This window comes from Pseudomonas sp. R25(2017) (genome assembly GCF_002112565.1).
In the GTDB taxonomy this organism is placed as follows: domain Bacteria; phylum Pseudomonadota; class Gammaproteobacteria; order Pseudomonadales; family Pseudomonadaceae; genus Aquipseudomonas; species Aquipseudomonas ekonensis.
On sequence record NZ_NEHZ01000014.1, the window covers coordinates 48,139 to 68,826 of the forward strand.

The following is a 20,688-nucleotide window of genomic DNA, read 5'->3' on the forward strand; positions in this document are numbered from 1 at the left end:
AATGGACAGCGAATAAAAAGCTATTTTTTCTGATGAGCGAGGCACGGCATGCTGCGCCGATCCTTTCGATGAGCATGCGCCATGTCCCCTACGCTTCCCTTCACCCTGTTGGCCGACAGCGCCCGTACCCACGGCACCCCGCTGTGGAGCTACGACGCCGCGACAATCCTTGAGCGCATCGGGCGCCTGCGCGCGTTCGACACCGTCCGCTACGCGCAGAAGGCCTGCTCCAACCTGCACATCCTGCGCCTGATGCGCGAGCACGGCCTGCACGTGGATGCCGTCTCCCTGGGCGAGATCGAACGCGCCCTGCTCGCCGGTTTCCAGGTCGGCGGCGCGCCGGCGGGCATCGTGTTCACCTGCGACCTGTTCGACCGCAAGACCCTTGAGCGCGTGGTCGAGCTGGGGGTGGAGGTCAACGCCGGTTCCATCGACATGCTGCGCCAACTGGGCGAGCGTTCGCCGGGGCACCGCGTATGGCTGCGGATCAACCCCGGTTTCGGTCACGGCCACAGCCGCAAGACCAACACCGGCGGCGAGAACAGCAAGCACGGCATCTGGCACGAAGACCTGCACGAGGCCCTGGCGGTGATCCGTGAGTTCGGCCTGAAACTGGTGGGCGTGCACATGCACATCGGCTCCGGCGTGGACTACTCGCACCTGGAAGAGGTGGCGCGGTCGATGGTGCAACTGATCGCTGGCCTGGGCCAGGACATCGAAGCCTTCTCCATCGGCGGCGGCCTCTCCACGCCCTACCGTCCGGGCGAGGCCGCCGTGGACGTCGAGCGCTATGCGCGCACCTGGGCGGTGGCCAGGAAGGAAATCGAAGCGCTGCTGGGCCATCCGGTGCACATGGAGATCGAACCGGGCCGCTTCCTGATGGCCGAGTCGGGCCGGCTGGTGAGCGAAGTGCGGGCAGTCAAGCGCATGGGCAACCGCCGCTACGTGCTGGTCGACGCCGGCTTCAACGACCTGATGCGCCCGGCCATGTACGGTGCCTACCACCACATGACGCTGCTGGACGCCGAAGGCCGCCCGGTGGACCGGCCGCTGGTGGACACCGTCGTCGGCGGCCCGTTGTGCGAGTCCGGCGACATCTTCACCCAGGACGACCAGGAACTGCGCCCGCAACCGCTGCCTGAAGCCAAGGTCGGCGACTTGCTGGTGTTCCATGACACCGGCGCCTACGGCGCGTCAATGTCGTCCAACTACAACAGCCGGCCGCTGCTGCCGGAGGTGCTGTTCAGCGACGGCCAGGCCCGCTTGATCCGCCGCCGGCAGACCCTGGACGCCCTGTTCGAGCAAGAACAGGAGCTCTGAGCCTCACGCACCCGGACCGAACGCGGCCCTGACGAACTCCATGAAGCTTTGCAGCTTGGGCGTCAGCCGCCGGTCCGGGGCGTACAGCAGGTTCATCGGCGAGACCGGCACCTTGTACTGCGGCAACAGCCGCACCAGCGTGCCTGCGCGCAAGGCGTCCTTGACCAGCTCCAGCGGCAGCATCACCACCCCCAGCCCGGCCACGGCGGCGGCCAGCAACGGGTCGCCCTGGTTGATCGTCAGCCGGCTCTTGATCGGCACATCGACGACGCCTTCCGGTCCCTCAAGGCGAATGTGCGAACGTCCGTCCGAATAGGCGAACGCCAGGCACTCATGGGCCTGCAGGTCCTGTGGCGTCGCGATGGCCGGGCGCCGGGCCAGGTACGCCGGCGCGGCGCACAGCACCATGGGGTACGGCTTGAGCGGCAAGGCCTTCATGCCGCTGTCGGCCAGTTCGCCGATTCGAAACACGGCGTCATAGCCGCCCTCCACCAGATCCACCAGTTCGTTCGACAGGGTCAGGTCCACCGACACCTGCGGAAAACGCACCATGTACTCCAGCAGGCGCGGCGACAATGTGCTCACGCCGAAGGTCACCGGCGCGTTGATCCGCAGCCGCCCGCTGGGCACGCCACGGGTGACGGCGGCCATTTCCTCGGCGGCGTCCACGTCGGCCAGGATCAGCTTGGCCCGCTCGTAGAAGGTGCGGCCGAAGTCGGTCAGGCTTTGCTTGCGGGTGGTGCGGTTGAGCAAGGAAACGCCCAAATGCTGTTCGAGCATTTTCACCTGCTTGCCGACCAGTTGCGGCGACAGGTTGAGCTCGTCGGCCACGGCGCTGAACGAACCCAGCTCCACCGAACGGACGAAAGTGGCCATCAACGTGAGGCGATCCATTGGAAACCCTGTGTTTCTAGTGTCGCGCCATCGTAGGGCTTTATCCGGCCCAGGCCAAAGACTAAATTGGGCGCCACGACACGCACGCACCGGGACTGCCCCGGTGCGTCGCTCCATTGATACAGCAGAGGTGCACATGGCCCGGATTGTCAGGATTCACGAATACGGCGACGCAAGCGTCTTGAAACTGGAAGCGGTGGACGTGCCCGCCCCCGCGCCCGGCGAGGTGCAGATCCAGGTCAAGGCCTTCGGCCTGAACCGCGCGGAAGTGATGTTCCGCAACCACGCCTACCTGCAGGAAGCCGAATTCCCTAGCCGTCTGGGCTACGAAGCGGCCGGCGTGGTGGCGGCGGTCGGCGAAGGCGTCAGCGGCTTCAATGTCGGCGACGCGGTCAGCCTGATCCCGCCGCTGGACATCGCCCGCTGGGGCACCTACGGCGAAGTGGCGAACGTGCCCGCTCACCTCACCGTCAAGCACCCGGCCAACCTGTCCTTCGTACAGGCCGCCGCGTCCTGGATGCAGTACGTCACCGCGTGGGGCGCGCTGATCGAGCAGGCGAAACTGACCCAGGGCGACGTGGTGCTGATCACCGCCGCCTCCAGCAGCGTCGGCCTGGCCGCGTTCCAGATCGCCCGCAGCGTTGGCGCGGTGCCGGTGGCCATCACCCGCACCCAGGCGAAAAAGCAGGCCCTGCTGGACGCCGGCGCCGCCCATGTGATCGTCAGCGACGAAGAAGACATCGTGGCGCGGGTCATGGCCCTCACCGACGGCCAGGGCGCCCGGGTGGTGTTCGACCCGGTCGGCGGCCCGGCCTTCGAAACGCTCACCCAGAGCATGGCCCGCGGCGGCATCCTGCTCGAATACGGCGCCCTGAGCCCGGAACCCACGCCGTTCCCGCTGTTCACCGTGCTGGGCAAATGCCTGACGCTCAAAGGCTACCTGTACGCCGAGATCGTCGCCGACCCGGCCGCGCTGGAACGGGCCAAGGCGTTCATCCTCGACGGCCTGGCCTCGGGCGCGCTCAAGCCGGTGATCGCCAAGACATTCGCGCTGGAAGAGATCCAGCAGGCCCACCGTTTCCTTGAGGCCAACCAGCAGATCGGCAAGATCGTCGTCACGGTCTGAGCCCTTCCCTCCCCACCCTTCCAGACCGCCGCCCGATGCCTGCATCGGGCGGCGCGCAAGGCTTCCACCATTTCTGGGATATCGCCTTGCGCTCTTCGCTATAACCTTAGAAGCGGCCGCGAATTAGACTGGCGCGAAAGCAGTTCGCACCGCGATTTAAGGAAGAAAGCATGCAAGACATTTTCAGCATCAACTGGTTGCTCTGGCTGTCGACCATGGTGCCGCTCACCCTCAGCGCAGGCCCCGGCAACCTGATGGTCGCCACCTCCGGCGCGCAAAGCGGCGTGCGCCGCTCGGTCTGGTTCATCGCCGGCCTCGACATCACCTATTTCCTGATCGCCGTGCTGGTGGGCCTGGGGCTCTACCACACGCTGATGAACCACCCGACGCTGGTCTGGGGCCTGCAAGTGGCGGGCAGCCTGTACATCCTGTGGCTGGGCGTGCGCCTGCTGCGCCGTCCGCTCAAGGCACCCGGCGACAAGACCCTGCACCTGCAGTTTCGCGACGGCATCTTCGTGCAGTTGGGCAACGTGCAAGGGATCGTCATGCTGCTGGTGATGTTCTCGACCTTCCTGCCCGCCGGCGACACCAGCAGCACCGTGGTGCTGGTCCTCAGCGCCGCACTGATTTCGCTGAACTTCTTCTCCCACGTCATCTGGGTCTCGATGGGCTCGACCGTGCAGAAGCTGATCCGCTCGCGTCCCCGCTTGCTGGTGGCCCAGAACGCCGCGTTCGGCCTGATGCTGATTGCGGTCGCCGTGTGGATCTTTCTGCGCATCGGCCCGCTGTAAGGACTGCCCATGACTCACGCCCACGCCATCGTCTTCACCACCCCCGGCGCACCGGACGTCCTGGAACTGCGCGAACTCAAGCTGCGCGCCCCCGGCGCCGGCGAGATCACCGTCGCCGTCGAGGCGGCCGGGGTCAACTTCATCGATCTGCACCGCCGCTCCGGCGCGCTGGACGACGGCTCGCCGTTCCCCCGGGGCCTGGGCATGGAAGGCGCCGGCCGCGTCCTCGAATGCGGGCCGCAGGTGCAGGGCCTCGCCCCCGGCGACCGGGTCGCGTTCGTCGACAGTTCGACGGGGAGCTACGCCAGCCACGCCGTGCTGCCGGCCTCGCGGGCCATCCGCCTGCCCGACGACATGCCCAGCGAAGTGGCCGCCGCCTTGATGTTCAAGGGGCTGACCGTCGAGTACCTGACGCACCGCTGCATACCCGTGGCACCCGGCGACTGGGTGGTTTGGCATGCCGCCGCCGGTGGCGTGGGCAGCATCGCCACGGCCTGGCTGAGCGCCCGGGGCCTGCACGTCATCGGCCTGGCGTCGAGCGAAGACAAACGACGTCAGGCGCTCGCCGCCGGCTGCGTGGCGGCCTTCGACGCCGAAGCGCCGGACACGCTCAGGCACATCCGCGAACTGACGGCGAACAAGGGCGTCCACACTGTGTTCGATTCCGTGGGGCGCGCGACGGTCGAACTGTCGCTGGCGTGCCTGCGCCAACGCGGGCATCTGGTGTCGTTCGGCAACGCCTCCGGCGACGTGACCGGATTCAACCTGTCCCGGTTGGGGCAGATGGGTTCGCTGCACGTGACCCGGCCGTCGCTCAAGCACTACATCGGCCAGGACAGCGAGCTCGCCGAGGCCGCTCAGCGGGTGCTGCGGGCTTTCTCCGACGGCGCCATCCGAGCGCCCGCCATCACCCGCCTGCCGCTGGCCGACGCCGCCGAAGCCCATCGCCGGGTGCAGGACCGGGAAACCCGCGGTTCCCTGATCCTCATGCCATGACCCGCCCGCAGAACGGCCGTCAGTGAATCGCGGCCGTTCTTTCGCTCAGCACTTGCGTCAGATAGTCCACCACCCGGTCGACACGGCCGATGCCCTGGGTCGCCTGGTTGCGCAGCAGCCAGACCTCGGAGCTGTGCGAAGGGCCGTCCGCCAACACCCGGCGCAAGCCTGACTGGTGCGCGACATAGACCGGCAACGCCGCGATGCCGAGATCCGCTTCGACGGCCTTGAGCTGACCGTTGAGGTTGGAGACGCGCATCCACGGTTTCTGTTCGCCGCTCATGTCGCTCAGCCACTGCGCGAGCGGCATGTACGCCATTTCCTCGGTCCAGCCGATCAGCCGGTGGCGCTTCAGGTCATCGACCGCCGCCGGCAGCCCGTGGGCGGCGGCATAGCCTTCGGAACAGAACAGCGCCTGGGTCAGCGTGCCGACCCGGCGCATGGTGAAGTTGCCGTTCTCGGGCCGGCGCAGGCGGACGATGATGTCGCTGTGGCTCTGGGTGAGCTTGGACGACACGGCCGAATTGAAGAAGTCGAAGCTGATCTCCGGGTACTGCTCACGGAACTGCGCCAGCGCGGGAATGATCAGGTGCGTGCCCATCAGTTCCGGGCAGTCGATGCGCACCTGCCCGGCCATCCGTTCCCCCGGCTGCGACATCTGCCGCTCGATGAGCTTGAAGCGCTCTTCCGTCTCCAGCGCCAGCGGCAGCAACGCCCGGCCGGCCTCGGTCAGGAAGTAGCCGTTGGTCTTCTTCAGGAACAGAGCGGCGCCGAGGGATTCCTCCAGCGCCGCGATTTTGCGGGACACCGTCGAAGCCGAAACCTTGAGCGAGGCGCCGGCCTCGGTCACGTTGTTCGATTTGGCGACGAAGATAAAAACTTTCAGATCATCCCAATCCATGTCGATGATTTACCCAAAAATGAAAAATCGATCCCCATGTATTTCTGTTCGAAATAACCAGAGGTCACGTTAAAGTTTTTTGCATGGAGCAAAACCCTAGAGGAAACATGGATGATACGTAACTCGATGCGCCCGCTTCCAGGGTTCATGCAGCCGTTCTTGAGTTGGCTGACCGCCAAGCCCCTGCCCGAGGACCTCGACCGGGTCCGGCCCCTCAAACCGATGCACCATATCATCGTCTCCGCCGGATTGATCGGCATCGGCGCGTCGCTGGCCGGCGCCGGCTACCTGCAAGGCAGCGTCTGGCTCTGGCTGCTGGGCTTCGTGCTGGCGACCGGCGGCATCAAACAGATGCAGGTGATGATCTGCCACAACTGCGCCCACGACATGGTCTTCAAGGACCGCGAGCGCAACCTGAAGGTCGGCCGGATCATTTCCGGCGTGCTGATGCTCAAGCCCTTCGACGTCTACAAGCATGAACACACGCTCCACCACAGTTCCAGGGCCCTTTTGACCGACGATGACGACACCCTGTCCTATCTCCAGGAAGTGGTGAAACTCAAGCCGTCCGACAGCATCTCCACCATGTGGACTAAGCTTGTGACCACCGCGCTGTCGCCGCTGGCCATCCTGCGGTCGTTCTGGGGCCGCGTGAAAGCCACCGCCGTGGCCGACAACCGCCGCGTCGCCCAATGGACGCTGATGTTCTGGGTCGCCCTCGCCCTGCTCTCCGCTGCCCTGGGGCATTTCGACCTGTTCGTCATGGCCTGGGTGGTGCCGGTGTTCGCCGGCTATCACATCAGCACCACGTTCCGCCTGGCCGCCGAGCACACCTGGCCCAGCGTGGACGTGCTGGAGCGCCGCGGCATCGACTTCATCTGCGAAAGCACCACCGGCGTGTTCATCGGCGAAGAACTGCGCCTGCCGCAAGACGCCGGTTTCATCCGCCGCCAGGCCCTGATCGCCCTGTGGCTGGTGAAGATGCTGTGCTTCCACCTGTTCGTGCGCCTGTTCGTGATGGTCGGCGACACGCCCTGCCATGACTTCCATCACCGCCGCCCGCGCTCCGCCGACTGGCCCAACTACATCACCGCCCGCGAGCGGGACATGCTTGAAGGCTCCAAGCCCTTCCCGACCAACTACAGCGAAAACTGGGGCTACATCAACGCGGTGACCGCCAACTTCCGCAACTTTCAACGAGCACTTCCGTACTACGCCAACAGGACTGCAACCCAAAAAGGACTTTAAGGATGATGTTCAACAAAACCGCTCTGCTCGCCACCGTACCTTCCGACTCCCACAGCTGGAACCTGGTGTTCATGGAATTCCTGCTCAACGACCTGGGCTACAAGGTCGAGAACCTGGGGCCCAACACGCCCATGGACGAGGTGATCGACCGCCTCAACCGCAAAGGCAACGCGATCGTCGTGGTCAGCACCGTCAACGGCCACGGCTACCTTGAGGGCGCGGAACTGGCCAAGCGCGTGCGCAGCGAGACCCGTCACCAGGGCGGGCTGTACATCGGCGGCAAGATCTGCACCGAGAACGACAGCCAGACCATCGCCCGGCACAGCGAAACCCTGCGCACGGCCGGTTTCGATGAAGTGTTCGACGACAGCGTGGCCAACAGCTTCGATACCTTTCAGGAACTGGTGACCGCGCAACTGAACTCGACGCACTTCCTGGAGAAACGGGTCGCCCGCTGACCCGTCCGCGCCACCTACCGGTTTGATGAAAAGGTTTACCGCATGATCGACTTCAACACGCATGTCCTTGAACGGTTCGCCGAGCAAGGTCCGGTGCTCCAGCCGCGCATGGGCTTCAGCGACCCGGCCCGGATGCAGGCGGGGCTTGAGGGCGTGGCCGCCAGCCGCGCCAACACCGTCTGCACCATCACCCTCGATGCGTTCACCCGGGTGAACAACCTCGCGGCGGCGCAGCGGGCCATCGACAGTGGGTCGATGCTCAACGGCTATCCGATCGTCAACCACCCCGGCGAAGACACCCGCGCGATGCTGGAGCAGATCTATGCCCGCCACCGCCTGCCGGTGCAGATCCGGCATGGCTCGCCCGATCCGCTGCACATTTTCGAGCGGATGGTCGAGATCGGCCTGCCCACCACCGAAGGCGGACCGATCTCTTACTGCCTGCCCTACAGCCGCACACCGCTGCGCGAGGCGTTCGGCCATTGGGAGAAAGCGTGCCGGGTGCTGGCCGACGGTGTGGAGCACAGCCACATCGAGAGCTTCGCCGGCTGCATGATGGGCCAGATGTGCGATCCGGCGATCCTGGTGGCGCTGAACATTCTCGAAGGCCTGTTCCTGCGCTCCCACGGCATCCAGACCCTGTCGTTCTCCTACGCACAAGGCACTTCGCCGGTACAGGACCGGGCAGCGGTGACGGCGTTGCAGCAGTTGGCCAGCGAGTACTTCGCGCCGGGCAGCTACCACTTTGTCGGCTATGTGTTCATGGGCTTCTTCCCGCGCTCGTTGGGCGGGTTCTGCCGGATCACCAGCGATGCGCTGGCGATGATCCGCGCCACCGGCGTGCAGCGGGTGATCATGAAGACCCCGGTGGAATCGCGCCGCATCCCCCGCATCGAGGAGAACATCGCGGCGCTGGAGTACGCCGACTTCTGCCTGAACACCGACGGCGAACTGCCGGACATCCCGTTCGATGCGCAAGAGCACGCCCGCGTCCTCGGCGCCGCCCGAAAGCTGATCGAAGGCACCCTCGCCCGCGACAGCGACCTGTCCGAGGCGATCCTAGATGCCTTCGCCGGCGGCTTCCTGTCGATCCCGTACTGCCTGCACCCGGACAACCGACGCAACGCCGGCACCGTGGTGACGGCCCAGAACTACTACCAAGGGTTCGACGGCGAGCGCGTCGAGAATGCGTTCTCGTTCCTGGCGGCGCTGCGGCACAACATCCAGACCTACGACCGCGTGGCCTGACGGCGCAGCGCTTTGCCTCCCCCACAAACGCCCGATGCCCGCATCGGGCGTTTTCTATTCGGGCAACCCGGCCAGGCGCAGCCCTTCGATGAAGAGGGCGACGTCTTCGGGGCGCTGGATCGGCAGCCACTCCTTGAGCCTGGACACCCGCAGGGTGGGATCCAACTCAAGCAGGCGCGCCATGACCGGCCCGGCCTTGTCCATCCGCCCGCCCAGCGCGTGGCTGGCGGCCATCAGCGCCACCGCCGGCAGCAGGCTGGGCAGATTGCCGACCGACTGTTCGGCATAACCGGCCGCGATCTCGAAGCGACCGGCGAAGAAGTGGGCGATGGCCATGCCCACCTGCATGCGGAACATCTCCGGATCCAAAGGGCTGAGGCGTACCGCGTGCTCCAGGTTCTGGATGGCGGCATCGGTCTCGCCGCGCATGGCCCGCAGGATCCCGCCCAGGTACCAGGCCGGCGCCAGGTTGGGATTGAGCAGCCGGGCCCGGTCGAGCAAGGCGATGCCGCCGTCGACGTCGCCGGTCAGGTGGGCCAGCGCGTGGCCGCTGCGGGTCAGGGCCACGGCGTCGTCGCGGCCCAGCTCCACCGCCATCCGCGCCAGCCGTGCGCCTTCGGCGATTTCCCGCGGCCGGTCGGTCATCCAACCGTTGAGCTTGCGCCAGAAGTGGCACCAGGCGGCCATGCCGTAGGCGGAGGCGAACTCCGGATCCAGTTCGATGGCGCGGTAGAACAGCGCGAGCGATTCGTCGATGGCCTCGCGGGTGGCGATGTGCAGTTTGGCCGTGGCGCGCAGGTAATAGTCGTAGGCATCGAGGCTGTCGGTGGGCTTGCGCTTGGCCCGTTCGATTTCCGCGCGCTCCAGTTGCGGCGCAATGGCGCCGACCACGCTTTCGGCGATCCGGTCCTGCAACTCGAAGATGTCGTCGAGCTGGCCCTCGAAGCGCTCGGCCCACAAATGCATGCCGCTGCTGGCGTCGATCAGCTGGCCGGTGATGCGCACCTTGTTGCCGCACTTGCGCACGCTGCCTTCGAGCACGTAGCGCACGCCCAGTTCCTGGCCGACGCTGCGGGTGTCCACCGCCCTGCCTTTGTAGGTGAAGCTGGAGTTGCGGGCGATGACGAACAGCCAGCGCAGGCGCGACAGCGCGGTGATGATGTCCTCGGCCATGCCGTCGGCGAAGTAGTCCTGTTCGGGGTCGCCGCTGAGGTTCTGGAACGGCAGCACGGTGATCGAAGGCTTGTCCGGCAGCAGGAGCGCCGGGCGCGGCGGCGCCGTCGGCTGCGTTGCGGCGGGAGGCTCGGGATCGTCGCTCGGTTGGACCTCGCCGACGAAACGGTAGCCCTTGCGCGGCACGGTGCGCACCAGGCGCTGGTGCTCGCCGGTGTCGCCGATGGCCTTGCGCACGGCGTTGATGTGGCTGGTGATGGTGGATTCGGAGACGACCCGGCCGCTCCACACGGTATCGAGCAGTTCGTCCTTGCTCACCACCCGGTCGCGGTGGCTGATCAGTTGCAGCAGCAGATCGAAGACTTGCGGCCCGACGGTCACGGTCTGGCCGCGTTGGGTCAGGTCCCGGCGCTCTGGGTCGAGCACGAAGTCTTCAAACTTGAATGGCACGCTGGCGGTTCCCTGATCGGACGCCCCCGGCGCGGAATCCGGGGTGGCAGTGGGTTGGGCCCTCAATGGTACGGCAGAGTGTGCGCCGCCGCACCGGTCTGTGCGCCGGCCACAGCAGTTTGGACGGTTTGGACGCAAATCCAAGCTCGGGCCAAGGCAAATCCAAGCCCCGGGCAAAGATTCGGATCCCCGCCGCAGGCATCCTCGAAGCACATCGACAGCAATGGTTGCGGTCGGCAAGCGGAGAGACGCCATGAAGATTGTCGTTATCGGAGGCACCGGCCTCATCGGATCGAAACTTGTGAAGAACCTGCGCGAGCGCGGCCATGATGCACTGGCGGCCTCGCCCAACACCGGCGTGAACAGCATCACCCGCGAAGGCCTCGCCGAAGCGATGGACGGCGCCCAGGTGGTGGTCGACGTGTCCAACGCGCCGTCCTGGGAAGACCAAGCGGTGCTGGAGTTCTTCGAGACCTCCACCCGCAACCTGCTGGCCGCCGAGGCCGCCGCCGGGGTCCGCCATCACGTGGCGCTGTCGGTGGTGGGCAGCGAGCGGCTGCCGGACAACGGCTACTTCCGCGCCAAAGTCGCCCAGGAAAACCTGATCAAGGCCTCCGGCATGCCCTACAGCCTGCTGCGGGCCACCCAGTTCTTCGAATTCGTCGGCGGCATCGCCCAGTCGGCCACGGTCGGCGACGAAGTGCGCCTGTCGCCTGCGCTGATCCAGCCCATGGCGTCGGACGACGTCGCCGCCGCGCTGACGGATGTGGCGCTGGCCGCGCCGAGCAACGGCACCCAGGAAGTCGCCGGCCCCGAGGCCTTGCCGCTGGATGAGCTGGTCCGGCGTTTCTTCCGCGTCACCGGCGACACCCGCAAGGTGATCCCGGACGTCCACGCCCGCTACTTCGGCGATGAACTGGACGACCAGTCGCTCACCCCCGGCAGCGCCAACCCGCGCCTGGGCCCGACCCGTTTCGAAGACTGGCTGGCGAAATCGACCGCGTCGGCTGCGCGCTGAACGCGCACTCACCCTCATCTATAGGAGCACTGCCATGTTTAGCCGAATCCTGTTGGCCGCCACCCTCGCGGCCGTGTCGGTCACCGCTGCCTCGACGGTCTCTGCGGCCGAGCCGCAGGCGGGCAAGGTCACCGTGGTGTTCGACCGCGCCCTGCCCAACGTGCCGGGCAAGACCATGAAGGGCGTGCTGGTGGAATACGCGCCGGGCGGGTCTTCGCCTGCGCACTTCCATCCGAAGTCGGCGTTCATCTACGCCACGGTGCTTGAAGGCGCCGTGCGCAGCAAGGTCGGCGATGCGCCGGAGAAGGTCTACAAGGCCGGGGAACACTTCGTCGAGCAGCCGGGCGACTTCCACGCCGTCAGCGCCAACGCCAGCACCACCGAGCCGTCCCGCCTGCTGGCGGTGTTCGTGCTCGACAGCACCGAGGGGGATCTGGTCCGGCCCGTGAAACCGTAACCGCCCCCTTCTACCGCCCGCCTCCGGCAGCCCCACGCTGCCGGAGGCGTTGGCCTTGCGCAGGATCCTGAACATGAACGCCCTCCAGCACGAAGTACCCGATAGCCAGGCCGGCGAACCCTCGCCGTCCGCCGTGCCGCGGCGCAAGCGCAAAGTGGCGGGCGTGCTGTTGTGCGCGGTGGCGGCCGTGGTGGCGGGCGGCGGTGTCCTGCTGTTCGGCGACGGCGGCGTCAGCACCGACAATGCCTATGTTCGCGGCGATGTCACATCGCTGGCGGCCAAGGTGGCCGGCTACGTGACCGCAGTCGAGGTGCAGGACAACCAACCGGTGCGCAGCGGCGACGTGCTGTTTCGCATCGATGACCAGGACTACCGCGCCCGTCTGGCGCTGGCGGAGGCCAATCTCCAGTCGGCGCAGGCGCGATTGAGCAACGTGGACGCCCAGACCGAACTGCAGCATGCCCAGATCCGTCAGGCCGAGGCTCAGCGGCGCTCGGCCGCCGCGCAGCTGAACCTGGCCAGCAAGACCCACGAACGCAACCGCAAGCTGATCGTCAGCAATGCGGTGAGCCAGGCGCTGGTCGATGAAACCGCCGCCGCCCAGACCCGGGCGTCCGCGACGGTGGAAGCGGCATCCGCATCGGTGCAAGCGCAACAGCAACGCATCGCCGTGCTGTCGGCCCAGCGCGCCGCGGCGCTGGCCAGCGTGGCCCAGGCCCAGGCTTCTCGGGACCTGGCCCGGATCGACCTCGACAGCACCGTGGTGCGCGCGCCGGTGAACGGCGTGGTCGGCAACCGTCAGGTGCGTGTCGGCCGCTTCGTCACGCCCGGGGGCGCCCTGCTCGACATCGTTCCGGTCCAGGACGTCTGGGTCGTGGCCAACTTCAAGGAAACCCAGCTCGAACGGATCAACCCCGGCCAACCGGTGCGCATCACGGTCGACGGCTACCCCGACGATGCCCTGCGCGGCGTGGTCGACAGTTTCGCCCCCGGCAGCGGTTCGGCCTTCAGCCTGTTGCCCACCGACAACGCCACCGGCAACTTCGTCCGGGTGGTGCAGCGGGTGCCGGTGAAGATCCGCCTGGCCCATAACCCGCTGCCCGGCCGCATCGTGCCCGGCCTGTCGGCCCGGGTCGACGTGGAGCCCGGGTCATGAAACGGCTGGCCGGCACGTGGAGCGGTGCCCTGCTCCTGGCCGGCGTCCTGCTGGCCAGCCTGACCGAAGCGATCGCCGGCAGCGCCCTGGTACTGGGACGCAACGGCATCATCGGCGACACCTACGCCACGCCCGACGAATTTGCCTGGCTGGACATCGGCTACACCGCGCTCAAGCTGATCGGCTTCATCAGCGCCTCGGCCTTGCTGACCCGCTTCGCACCCCGCACCGTGATCGTCGGCGCCACATTGGCCATGGGCCTGACCTGCGCCCTGGCCGCCGCCGGCACCCGGCTTGAGCTGCTGGTGCCGTTGCGCATGGTTCAGGGCTTCGCCGGCGGCACCCTGCTGGTGGCGGGCCAGGCCTTGATCTTCCGTGCCTTTGGGCGCGAACGGCAACCGTTGCTGCAGGCGCTGTTCGCCATCGGCGCCGTGGTTGCCTCCGCCACCTTGACCCCGGCCCTGCAAGGGTGGCTGGTGGACAGCCGCTCCTGGGGCTGGATTTTCTTCAGCGCCGTGCCGTTGGCGCTGGCGGGCTGCGGCCTGATGCTGTGGGCGGAGCTGCCCCGGCCGGCCAAGGCAGACCGACGGCCCTTCGACTGGATCGGCTGGGGGCTGATCAGCGCCGCCCTGCTGTGCTTCACCTACGTGCTCAGTCAGGGCGAGCGTTGGGACTGGTTCGAAGAGCCGCGCATCGTTTGGCTGACACTGGCGGGCACCGCCGCCCTGCTGGGGTTCCTGGCCAGGCAGTTGCTTTCCAGGCGCCCGCCGCTGCTGGACTTCGATCTGTTCGGATCGAGCGATTTCGCCTTTGCCTTCATCGTCAGTTTTGTCGCCGGGGCGGCGTTGTTCGGCAGCGCCTATCTGATACCGGCCTTCGCCGTGTCGGTGCTCGGCTTCACCCTCACTGAGGCCGGCCTGCTGCTGTTGCCCAGCGGCGCCGTGTTCATCGCCGCCCTGCTCGTTTCGGCCTGGCTGATGCAGGCGCGGGGCGTGGCGCCGTTCGCCACGGTGCCGCTCGGCATCGGGCTGATCGCCCTCGCCATGTGGATGCTGTCCGGCTCCACCCTCGAGAGCGGCAGCGACGACATGATGGCGGCGATCCTGCTGCGCGGTCTGGGCCTCGGTTTCCTGTTCCTGTCCATCACGCTGATCGCGTTCAGCCGCCTGACCAGCCGTCACCTGGCCGCCGGCATCGGCCTGTTCAACAACGGCCGGCAATTGGGCGGGCTGATCGGCGTGGCCGCGCTGCAGACGCTGATCGAACACGGCCATGCGCACAATGCCGTGGTCCTCGGCACCCATGTCACACCGGGCGGCCCGGCCGTCATCGAGCGGTTGGCGAAACTGTCGGCGATGCTGACCGACAAAGGCCTGGACGTGCCGGCAACCGGCCGCGCCGCAGCGAATCTGCTGGGCCGCACGGTTTCCGGGCAATCGATGGTGATCGCCTTCGACAGCGCCTTCATGGCGGTGGTCCTGCTGTTCGCGTTCGCCGCCCCGCTGCTGGTGGCGGTCAAGATCGCATTCGCCAGGCGCGCCAAAGCACAGGCAGCGACGGCCGGCACCCGTTAGCGGGTCCGGCCGTCCGGCGCCCTCTCAGACAGCCTCAGTAAGGGTTGCACTGTTGCGCCACCGCGGTGGCCTGGTCGACATAGGGCCGCGCCGGCTCCAGGTTCCACTCCGGCTTGTTGCGCACGGGCCTGCCGTCGAAGGTGGCCGCCAGGTGGCAAACCAATTGACGACGCAGCGAGCCGCCGTTGACGCTGTACTGGCGCCACTGGTCGTCGTTTTTGTGCTTGTTGTACAGCTCGGCGAACATCCGGTCGGTCTGGTCGTCCTTGATCGCACGGCCGCACGCGGTGGGCACCACCTGCAGCGACCAGGTGTCGGGGCCGAGCTTGGGATCTGGGCGCTTCACCCACGTGCTGGACTCGATGTACTTGTCGCAGTACTTGGGCTCAGACGTCGATGCGGTCTGGATGCAGGAGAACGTCGCCTTGGCCACCGGGGTTTTCGGGAAGTCGATCTTGATGATGTTGCGATCCTTGCCGGTCTTGTTCTTGTAATCCTTCTGATTGGCCAACGCATCGTTGAGGCCGCGCTGGTCGCTGTAGAAGAAGGCCAGGATCGGCAGTTCGTCGGTCTTCGGGTTACCCAGGCGCAGCTCGGTCTGTGTCTGGAACTCACGGCTGTTGATCACCCGCCGCGAGCCCATGAAGTTCTGGAACGCGGTGACCCGCTCCTGGCTGCTCATGGGGTTGCGCATGTTGAAGCCGCACTGCAGTTGATCCTGCTGGCGGTTGTTGTTGAACTGGGTGAAGTGCGCGACCCACGCATTGACGTTGCTGATCGGCGGCGCCATGGACTGGCACACTGCTTCGGTCTGGGTGGTGTTCTTGTTGTTGCCGCAGCCCCGGTCGTCGCGAAAATCGGTCCAGGCGTCGTTGGGGAACGCGCAGTAGATGTGCACCGGGTTCTCGGGGTCGCGCACCAGATCCACCGGCGTGATGAGGTAGCCGTTCTGGGTGCTCATGCCGGGGTCTTCGTAGCTGATGCCGTCGGCGCGCATCCACGACGCGGCGAAGGTGCCCAGTTCCTGGGCCTTGGGGCTGGGATTCCAGACATCCCACTGCTGCCCCTTCGCCGGATCCGCCCGGTGGGTGCCCCGGACCAGCAGCCCCGAACAGTCCGACGCCGGATCCCTGCCGCAACTGTCGACGGTGTTGTTGTACAGCGTTTCGACTTTCTTCAGCGTTTCCGCGCATGACTCGGCATAAGCCGAGGCCACGTGCAGGCATAGCGGCAACACGCACAGCGGCGCGATCCTGTTCCAGCGAGTCTTCATGACGACTGTCTCCTGCCTTCTTGCAAAACCTAGCGCGCCACCGGATTGCAGCCCGCCGCGCGGGTGTCGCTGTCCGACAGCGCGGGCCTGAACGGCTCAAGATTCCATGGCGTCTTGCTGCGGTAGTTGACCAGCACGCAGTTCAGTTGCCCGCGCATGCTGCCGGCGGACTTTTCGTTGTCGCGCCAGTTGCCGTCGCCGCCGCGCAGGGCGAACAGCTGGTCGTACAGGGCGCCGAGCTGGTCGGGGGGCAAGGCGCGCCCGGCCGCAGTCGGCACCACACTCAAGGTCCATTCGTCCTGGCGGGTGCCCGGGTCATAGCGTTTGACCCAATCGGCGGACGCGATGTACTGCACCGCTTTGGCCGGCACCGGATTGCACCCGGCCTTGGCCGCTTCCTGCGGCGTGACGACGGGGCGGAACGGTTCAAGGTTCCATTCGGTCTTGCCCGGGTAATGCTGCACCAGGCAACTCAGTTGCTGGCGCATGCTGCCGGCGGCCTTCTCGTTGTCGCGCCACTGGCGGTCGGTGCCGCGCAGCTCGAACAACTCCTTGTAGACCGCCTCCTGGTCGCTCGCCTGGCTCGCCTTGCCCTCGGCGGTGGGGACGACGTTGAGGGTCCATTCGTTTTTCCCGGTGCCGGGGTCATGGCGCTCGACCCAAGTGGCCGAGGCGATGTACCGGGCGGTCGGCGGCACCGGCGGCGGCTGGCCGTTGCCGGCCGCCGTCAGGTCGATCGCCTGGTCGGCGGCGACATAGCTGAAACGCTGCTCCGGCGGCTTGGTGAAATCCAGCCGCAGGATCGGCACGCTGTAGCCCTGGGCCTGAAGCTTTTTCTGGAAATTGCGGGCGCTGTTGAGGCCGTTCTCCGGCTTCGGCGGTGCCTGGTCGCCGCGGGTGGCGAAGTTCTGTGTGCTGTTGACGTTGTAGATGAAAGCGTCGATGTACTTCATGTTTTCGCTGCCGTCGTTGCTGGCCGAGGCGTTCTTCAACATGAATTCGTTGACCTGCGCGCTGAAGGCGAAAGGGTCCTTGTTGGTGGTCTTCACCCGCGATTCGTGGACGCGGATCATGGCGTTCCAGTCGTCGGGCCGTTCGGCGTTCCAGGAGCACTGGTCGTACTGGATCGGCCCCTTGAACAGGCCGGTGTAGCGGGCCGTCCACTGGGCGGCGGTGCTGACCCCGGCTTCGGCGCAGGTGCCGTAGGCCAGCGCCGCGTTGCGGTTGTCCATCGCGGCCTGGGCCTTGCGCGGCGGTTCCTTGCTGTCGAAGAAGCCGCAGCCGTACCACTTGCGCTCCGGCCCCGTGCCGCCGTCGAACGCGTAGATGCACGTCCAGCCCTGCTCCTTGACCGGCAGCTGCAAGGCCCGCGAATCGATGGGCGTGCGCAGGATGAACCCGGCCGGATGGATGAGGATGCGCGTGCTCAGATCCTTGCGGATCCACGAATAGGACGTCGCGCCGATCTTGATCGCGTAAGGGCTGTAGTCCCACGGGTTGAACGGCCCGTCGTTGACCATGCGCAAGGTCACGCCGCTGCAGTAGTAATGCCCGCGGGCGGCGCCGGTGTCGGGCTCCTGGCAGGCGTCCTTGAGGGTGTTGTAGTTGCGGTTGATGCGGTTCAGCGTCTCGACCGGATCGAGCACCGTCTGGGCCGCCGCACCGAAGGCCAGGGTAAGGGAACACACGAGAGCGAAAGACGAACGCAGAGCTGCGCGCATGGCCGACGACTCCTTGTCGTGGGAGGTGAAACGTCCTTGGGGATGAGCGTAGATAGGGCTGTGATTCCGGTCAAACCAGTGATCCGGAAATGCCGTCCACTATGGCTTTGCAGGAATTTCCTTTTCGCGCTCCTGCTCCACCAGAGCTTTGGTGTACGCCTTTATGGCCTGGTACTTGGGAAACAGCTTGTCCCGAAGCACCGTCTCCAGATCGGATCGCTGATGGTCGAAATAGAACACGAATTCGCTTCTGATCTCTCTCAGTTCGACAAGCATCAACCGGTAAGTATTCTTTTTGGTCTCGACCCCGAACAACGTGTCCATCGCCGTGATGACGGTCGTCGCAACGCCCAAGATCAGCAGCCAATTCACGGCCCGGGCAGCGGGTTCGGCATCAGTCCAGCCAGACACCAGCGTCACGGCGGATGCCACAAGGATCAGACAGATTCGGAATGAGTAATAGACCAGCCTATAGGTGTCAGCCTTGCTGTCGACCCTGTCTATGTCCTGTTGCAGTTGCGCATAGAACGCGTGGTCTATCGACGGATTTTTCATGTCTCAGGTCCTTTGATCAGTTTCGGCGCGGTGTCGAATCCAGCCCAGGCTGAAGCATAGGTCAGGTTTGAACCGTCTCTGCGCAGCGATCATCGATCAAATGGCTAATTGATGCTCGCGGTGCACGATCTGAGCGGAGGCTCGACGGCGCCTTCAAGAATCTGCCTGGCCTCGGCGTCTCCCTCGACCGCTGCCTTCACCAAATAGTTCTGGCTCTTGACCAGATCCTTGGTGACGTACTTTCCGTCCCTGTAAATCCGCGCCAGATAGACTCGGCTCTCATTGCTTCCCAGATCGGCGGCATCGTTCAGGTACTTCAGGCCGCGCGGAGTGTCTTGAGCAGTCAACTCTCCTGTGACATAAATCACCCCCAAGTTGAAACCTGCATTCGGTCGCCCACCAGCAAAGCCTTCCTCCAGCCAATGTAGGGCCCCCGGCACATCTTTGTTCACTTGATCGCCTTTCAACAGCGCCAGTCCGTAATCGACACTGGCGCACGGTTGCCCGTTCTTGGCGGAAAGCTCCAGCCAATGCATCGCCTTATTCGGATCCTGATAACGTGGGCTGCGGTAAATTTTGTGCATCCGGTACTGTGCCCATTTGTCATCTTTCTCAGCAAACTTCAGAACCGCAGCAACCGCCGCATCCTTCTCCGGCATGGATTCGAGCAGCAAGAAATTAGAATACTGAACATCTACGTCATAGGTTGGATCAGACGGATCAAGCTCCTTGGCCTTAACGTAATATCGGCTAGCCGCAGCCATGTCCGGAGAAACCGCTGTGCCTTCTTCATAGATTGTGCCTAAGACATTGGCTGCCTCAGCGCTTCCTAGACTGACTGCTTTTTCGAGCATTTCAATACCTTTGGCAGCACTTGAGTCTTCGAAGATAAAATACCCCGCAACAAAAGTCAGATGCGCATCCTGGGTGGCGACCCCTAGATCAACCCACTTACGGGCTTCGACCTTATCAACGGGCACCCCCAGGCCGTAACGGTAAATATTGAAGAGCCTTTCAATAGCGTATACGTCGTTATCCTTGGCAGCCTCGACATAGTACTCAATTGCCGTGCTGATATTTTTTGCGACCGCTACCCCTTGCTCATAGAGCATGCCAAGAGAAGACTTCGCTGATGCACTGCCAGCCTTGGCCGATTTCTCGAACCATTTGAGCGCTTCCGACTCATCTTTATTGCCTCCCCTACCGTACAGCAATGTCAGGCCATAGCTGTTCATTGCGTTCGGGCTGCCATATTCCGCGCCGTTCTTGTAAAGACTCCGCGCTTTGGCCAAGTCCTTCGGATATCCCTCAGCGCCCAGTTCGTAATAGGTTCCGAGCAGACCAAACGACTCTGGATTAGTGTCCACCAGCGAGTCCTCAAGCAGATGCCTTGCCTTCTCGTTATCACGAGGCACCAGCGATCCTGCACGATACACAATCGACAACTCGGTTTGCGCTTCCGGCCGACGACGCCCTGCGGACTGGGTGAGATAGTCCAGGTATTTTCCATCATCCTCACTCTGATACGACTGCGCCAACAAATACAATGCAAAGCTATTCCCGAGCCCCGCAGCTTTCCTCAGCCAGATTCTTGCAATTTCCTTGTTGCCCTCGACCCCCTCTCCATCGAGATACATTGATCCCAAAAAATTGTAGGCGCGTTGATAGCCTCGATCAGCGGAAAACTTGATGAACTGAAATGCCTTTTTCTGATCCGCACCGACAAACACACCTGTGTCGTACATTTCTCCCAAGTAAAAGCATGCCGCCACCACTTGACTCTCATCGCACCATTTCTGCAACGCCGGAAATGATTTCTGCGCAAGACCAACAGCCCGGGCGGTATCCTTCCTGACACCGGCATCGTTGAAAAGCCTGTCGCTCAGATAAGCTTCCGCGAATGGATTCTCATCCTTAACCAGTTCATCGAGCAGACTGTATATCTTCTCGGAGTCCCGCCCGGTGTAGTGGAGACGTTCAACTTGCTTTAGCCGTTCATCTTCGGAAAACGCCTTGATCCTGGCTGACGGGTCATTGGTTCCATCCGGTTTTGCATTGTTCGCATAAACACTCACCAACCACGCGACAATCCCTGCAACCGCCACCGCCCCGACCCAGTTCACGACCAGACGCAGCAAGCGAAACACTTGCATCGGACGCATCACCCGGATCAAGCCACTCGATATCAACTTCATCAGAACAAACAGAAAAACAACGACTGCAATGCCGCCGATACCGGCGGTCTTTCCGACCGCCTCGAACACTTCCGCATTAATATCCATGGCGATACCTGCGCCGCATTTTTCAGGGATACAGCCCCACACCGACT

Annotated in this window: 18 protein-coding genes; 11 read left to right on the plus strand and 7 right to left on the minus strand. The window is 64.7% G+C overall.

Annotated features, from left to right (window positions below; genetic code table 11):
- Positions 1-81: 81 nt before the first annotated feature.
- Positions 82-1,320, plus strand: coding sequence for a diaminopimelate decarboxylase (gene lysA, locus CAG31_RS18365; protein WP_085583723.1), 1,239 nt, complete (start codon positions 82-84; stop codon positions 1,318-1,320).
- A gap of 3 nt (positions 1,321-1,323) precedes the next feature.
- Here the strand turns inward: lysA and CAG31_RS18370 are convergent, their stop codons facing one another.
- On the minus strand, positions 1,324-2,214 hold the full coding sequence (locus tag CAG31_RS18370; protein ID WP_085583725.1) for a LysR family transcriptional regulator: 891 nt from the start codon (positions 2,212-2,214) through the stop codon (positions 1,324-1,326).
- 136 nt (positions 2,215-2,350) lie between these two features.
- On the opposite strand from CAG31_RS18370, the gene CAG31_RS18375 reads away from it, so the two are divergent.
- From CAG31_RS18375 to CAG31_RS18385, 3 genes are all read left to right on the plus strand, one after another.
- Entirely contained in the window at positions 2,351-3,340 is a 990-nt protein-coding gene (locus CAG31_RS18375) for a zinc-dependent alcohol dehydrogenase family protein (protein ID WP_085583727.1), read from the plus strand.
- Between the two features lie 170 nt (positions 3,341-3,510).
- A complete protein-coding gene (locus tag CAG31_RS18380) occupies positions 3,511-4,131 on the plus strand; it encodes a LysE family translocator (protein ID WP_085583729.1) in 621 nt (206 codons plus the stop codon).
- A 9-nt stretch (positions 4,132-4,140) separates the two neighbouring features.
- Positions 4,141-5,127, plus strand: a complete 987-nt coding sequence (locus CAG31_RS18385) for a quinone oxidoreductase (protein WP_256575583.1) — start codon at positions 4,141-4,143, stop codon at positions 5,125-5,127.
- A 19-nt stretch (positions 5,128-5,146) separates the two neighbouring features.
- Here the strand turns inward: CAG31_RS18385 and CAG31_RS18390 are convergent, their stop codons facing one another.
- Positions 5,147-6,028 carry a LysR family transcriptional regulator gene (locus CAG31_RS18390; RefSeq protein ID WP_085583731.1) on the minus strand — a complete coding sequence of 294 codons (882 nt, stop codon included), beginning with the start codon at positions 6,026-6,028 and terminating at the stop codon, positions 5,147-5,149.
- A 111-nt stretch (positions 6,029-6,139) separates the two neighbouring features.
- On the opposite strand from CAG31_RS18390, the gene CAG31_RS18395 reads away from it, so the two are divergent.
- Genes CAG31_RS18395 through CAG31_RS18405 form a run of 3 tightly spaced genes read left to right on the plus strand, consistent with a single transcriptional unit; the run spans position 6,140 to position 8,982 of the window.
- Positions 6,140-7,276, plus strand: coding sequence for a fatty acid desaturase (locus CAG31_RS18395; RefSeq protein WP_170930066.1), 1,137 nt, complete (start codon positions 6,140-6,142; stop codon positions 7,274-7,276).
- 2 nt (positions 7,277-7,278) lie between these two features.
- Complete coding sequence (locus CAG31_RS18400) at positions 7,279-7,734, plus strand: cobalamin B12-binding domain-containing protein (RefSeq protein WP_085583733.1); 456 nt, start codon at positions 7,279-7,281, stop codon at positions 7,732-7,734.
- A 42-nt stretch (positions 7,735-7,776) separates the two neighbouring features.
- Positions 7,777-8,982, plus strand: coding sequence for a methylaspartate mutase (locus CAG31_RS18405; protein WP_085583735.1), 1,206 nt, complete (start codon positions 7,777-7,779; stop codon positions 8,980-8,982).
- A gap of 54 nt (positions 8,983-9,036) precedes the next feature.
- On the opposite strand, the gene CAG31_RS18410 is transcribed toward CAG31_RS18405, so the two are convergent.
- Positions 9,037-10,605 (minus strand): winged helix-turn-helix domain-containing protein, encoded by a 1,569-nt coding sequence (locus CAG31_RS18410; RefSeq protein ID WP_085583737.1) that lies wholly within the window; start codon positions 10,603-10,605, stop codon positions 9,037-9,039.
- Positions 10,606-10,858: 253 nt separating this feature from the next.
- Here CAG31_RS18410 and CAG31_RS18415 point away from each other — a divergent pair, with 253 nt between their 5' ends.
- The 4 genes from CAG31_RS18415 to CAG31_RS18430 all read left to right on the plus strand — a co-directional run bounded on the left by CAG31_RS18415 (position 10,859) and on the right by CAG31_RS18430 (position 14,810).
- Positions 10,859-11,623: an SDR family oxidoreductase gene (locus tag CAG31_RS18415; RefSeq protein ID WP_085583739.1), complete on the plus strand. Its 765-nt coding sequence runs from the start codon at positions 10,859-10,861 to the stop codon at positions 11,621-11,623.
- A gap of 34 nt (positions 11,624-11,657) precedes the next feature.
- Positions 11,658-12,080, plus strand: a complete 423-nt coding sequence (locus tag CAG31_RS18420; RefSeq protein ID WP_085583741.1) for a cupin domain-containing protein — start codon at positions 11,658-11,660, stop codon at positions 12,078-12,080.
- Between the two features lie 73 nt (positions 12,081-12,153).
- Positions 12,154-13,236: an HlyD family secretion protein gene (locus tag CAG31_RS18425; protein ID WP_085583743.1), complete on the plus strand. Its 1,083-nt coding sequence runs from the start codon at positions 12,154-12,156 to the stop codon at positions 13,234-13,236.
- Entirely contained in the window at positions 13,233-14,810 is a 1,578-nt protein-coding gene (locus CAG31_RS18430; protein WP_085583745.1) for a DHA2 family efflux MFS transporter permease subunit, read from the plus strand. Before CAG31_RS18425 ends, CAG31_RS18430 begins: the two co-directional genes overlap by 4 nt.
- A 34-nt stretch (positions 14,811-14,844) precedes the next feature.
- On the opposite strand, the gene CAG31_RS18435 is transcribed toward CAG31_RS18430, so the two are convergent.
- The 4 genes from CAG31_RS18435 to CAG31_RS18450 all read right to left on the minus strand — a co-directional run bounded on the left by CAG31_RS18435 (position 14,845) and on the right by CAG31_RS18450 (position 20,641).
- Positions 14,845-16,083 carry a DUF2599 domain-containing protein gene (locus tag CAG31_RS18435; RefSeq protein ID WP_085583747.1) on the minus strand — a complete coding sequence of 413 codons (1,239 nt, stop codon included), beginning with the start codon at positions 16,081-16,083 and terminating at the stop codon, positions 14,845-14,847.
- Positions 16,084-16,112: 29 nt separating this feature from the next.
- Positions 16,113-17,804 carry a DUF2599 domain-containing protein gene (locus CAG31_RS18440; RefSeq protein ID WP_085583749.1) on the minus strand — a complete coding sequence of 564 codons (1,692 nt, stop codon included), beginning with the start codon at positions 17,802-17,804 and terminating at the stop codon, positions 16,113-16,115.
- A gap of 99 nt (positions 17,805-17,903) precedes the next feature.
- Positions 17,904-18,359 (minus strand): SLATT domain-containing protein, encoded by a 456-nt coding sequence (locus CAG31_RS18445; RefSeq protein ID WP_085583751.1) that lies wholly within the window; start codon positions 18,357-18,359, stop codon positions 17,904-17,906.
- Positions 18,360-18,463: 104 nt separating this feature from the next.
- On the minus strand, positions 18,464-20,641 hold the full coding sequence (locus CAG31_RS18450; RefSeq protein WP_085583753.1) for a tetratricopeptide repeat protein: 2,178 nt from the start codon (positions 20,639-20,641) through the stop codon (positions 18,464-18,466).
- Between the last annotated feature and the right edge of the window lie 47 nt (positions 20,642-20,688).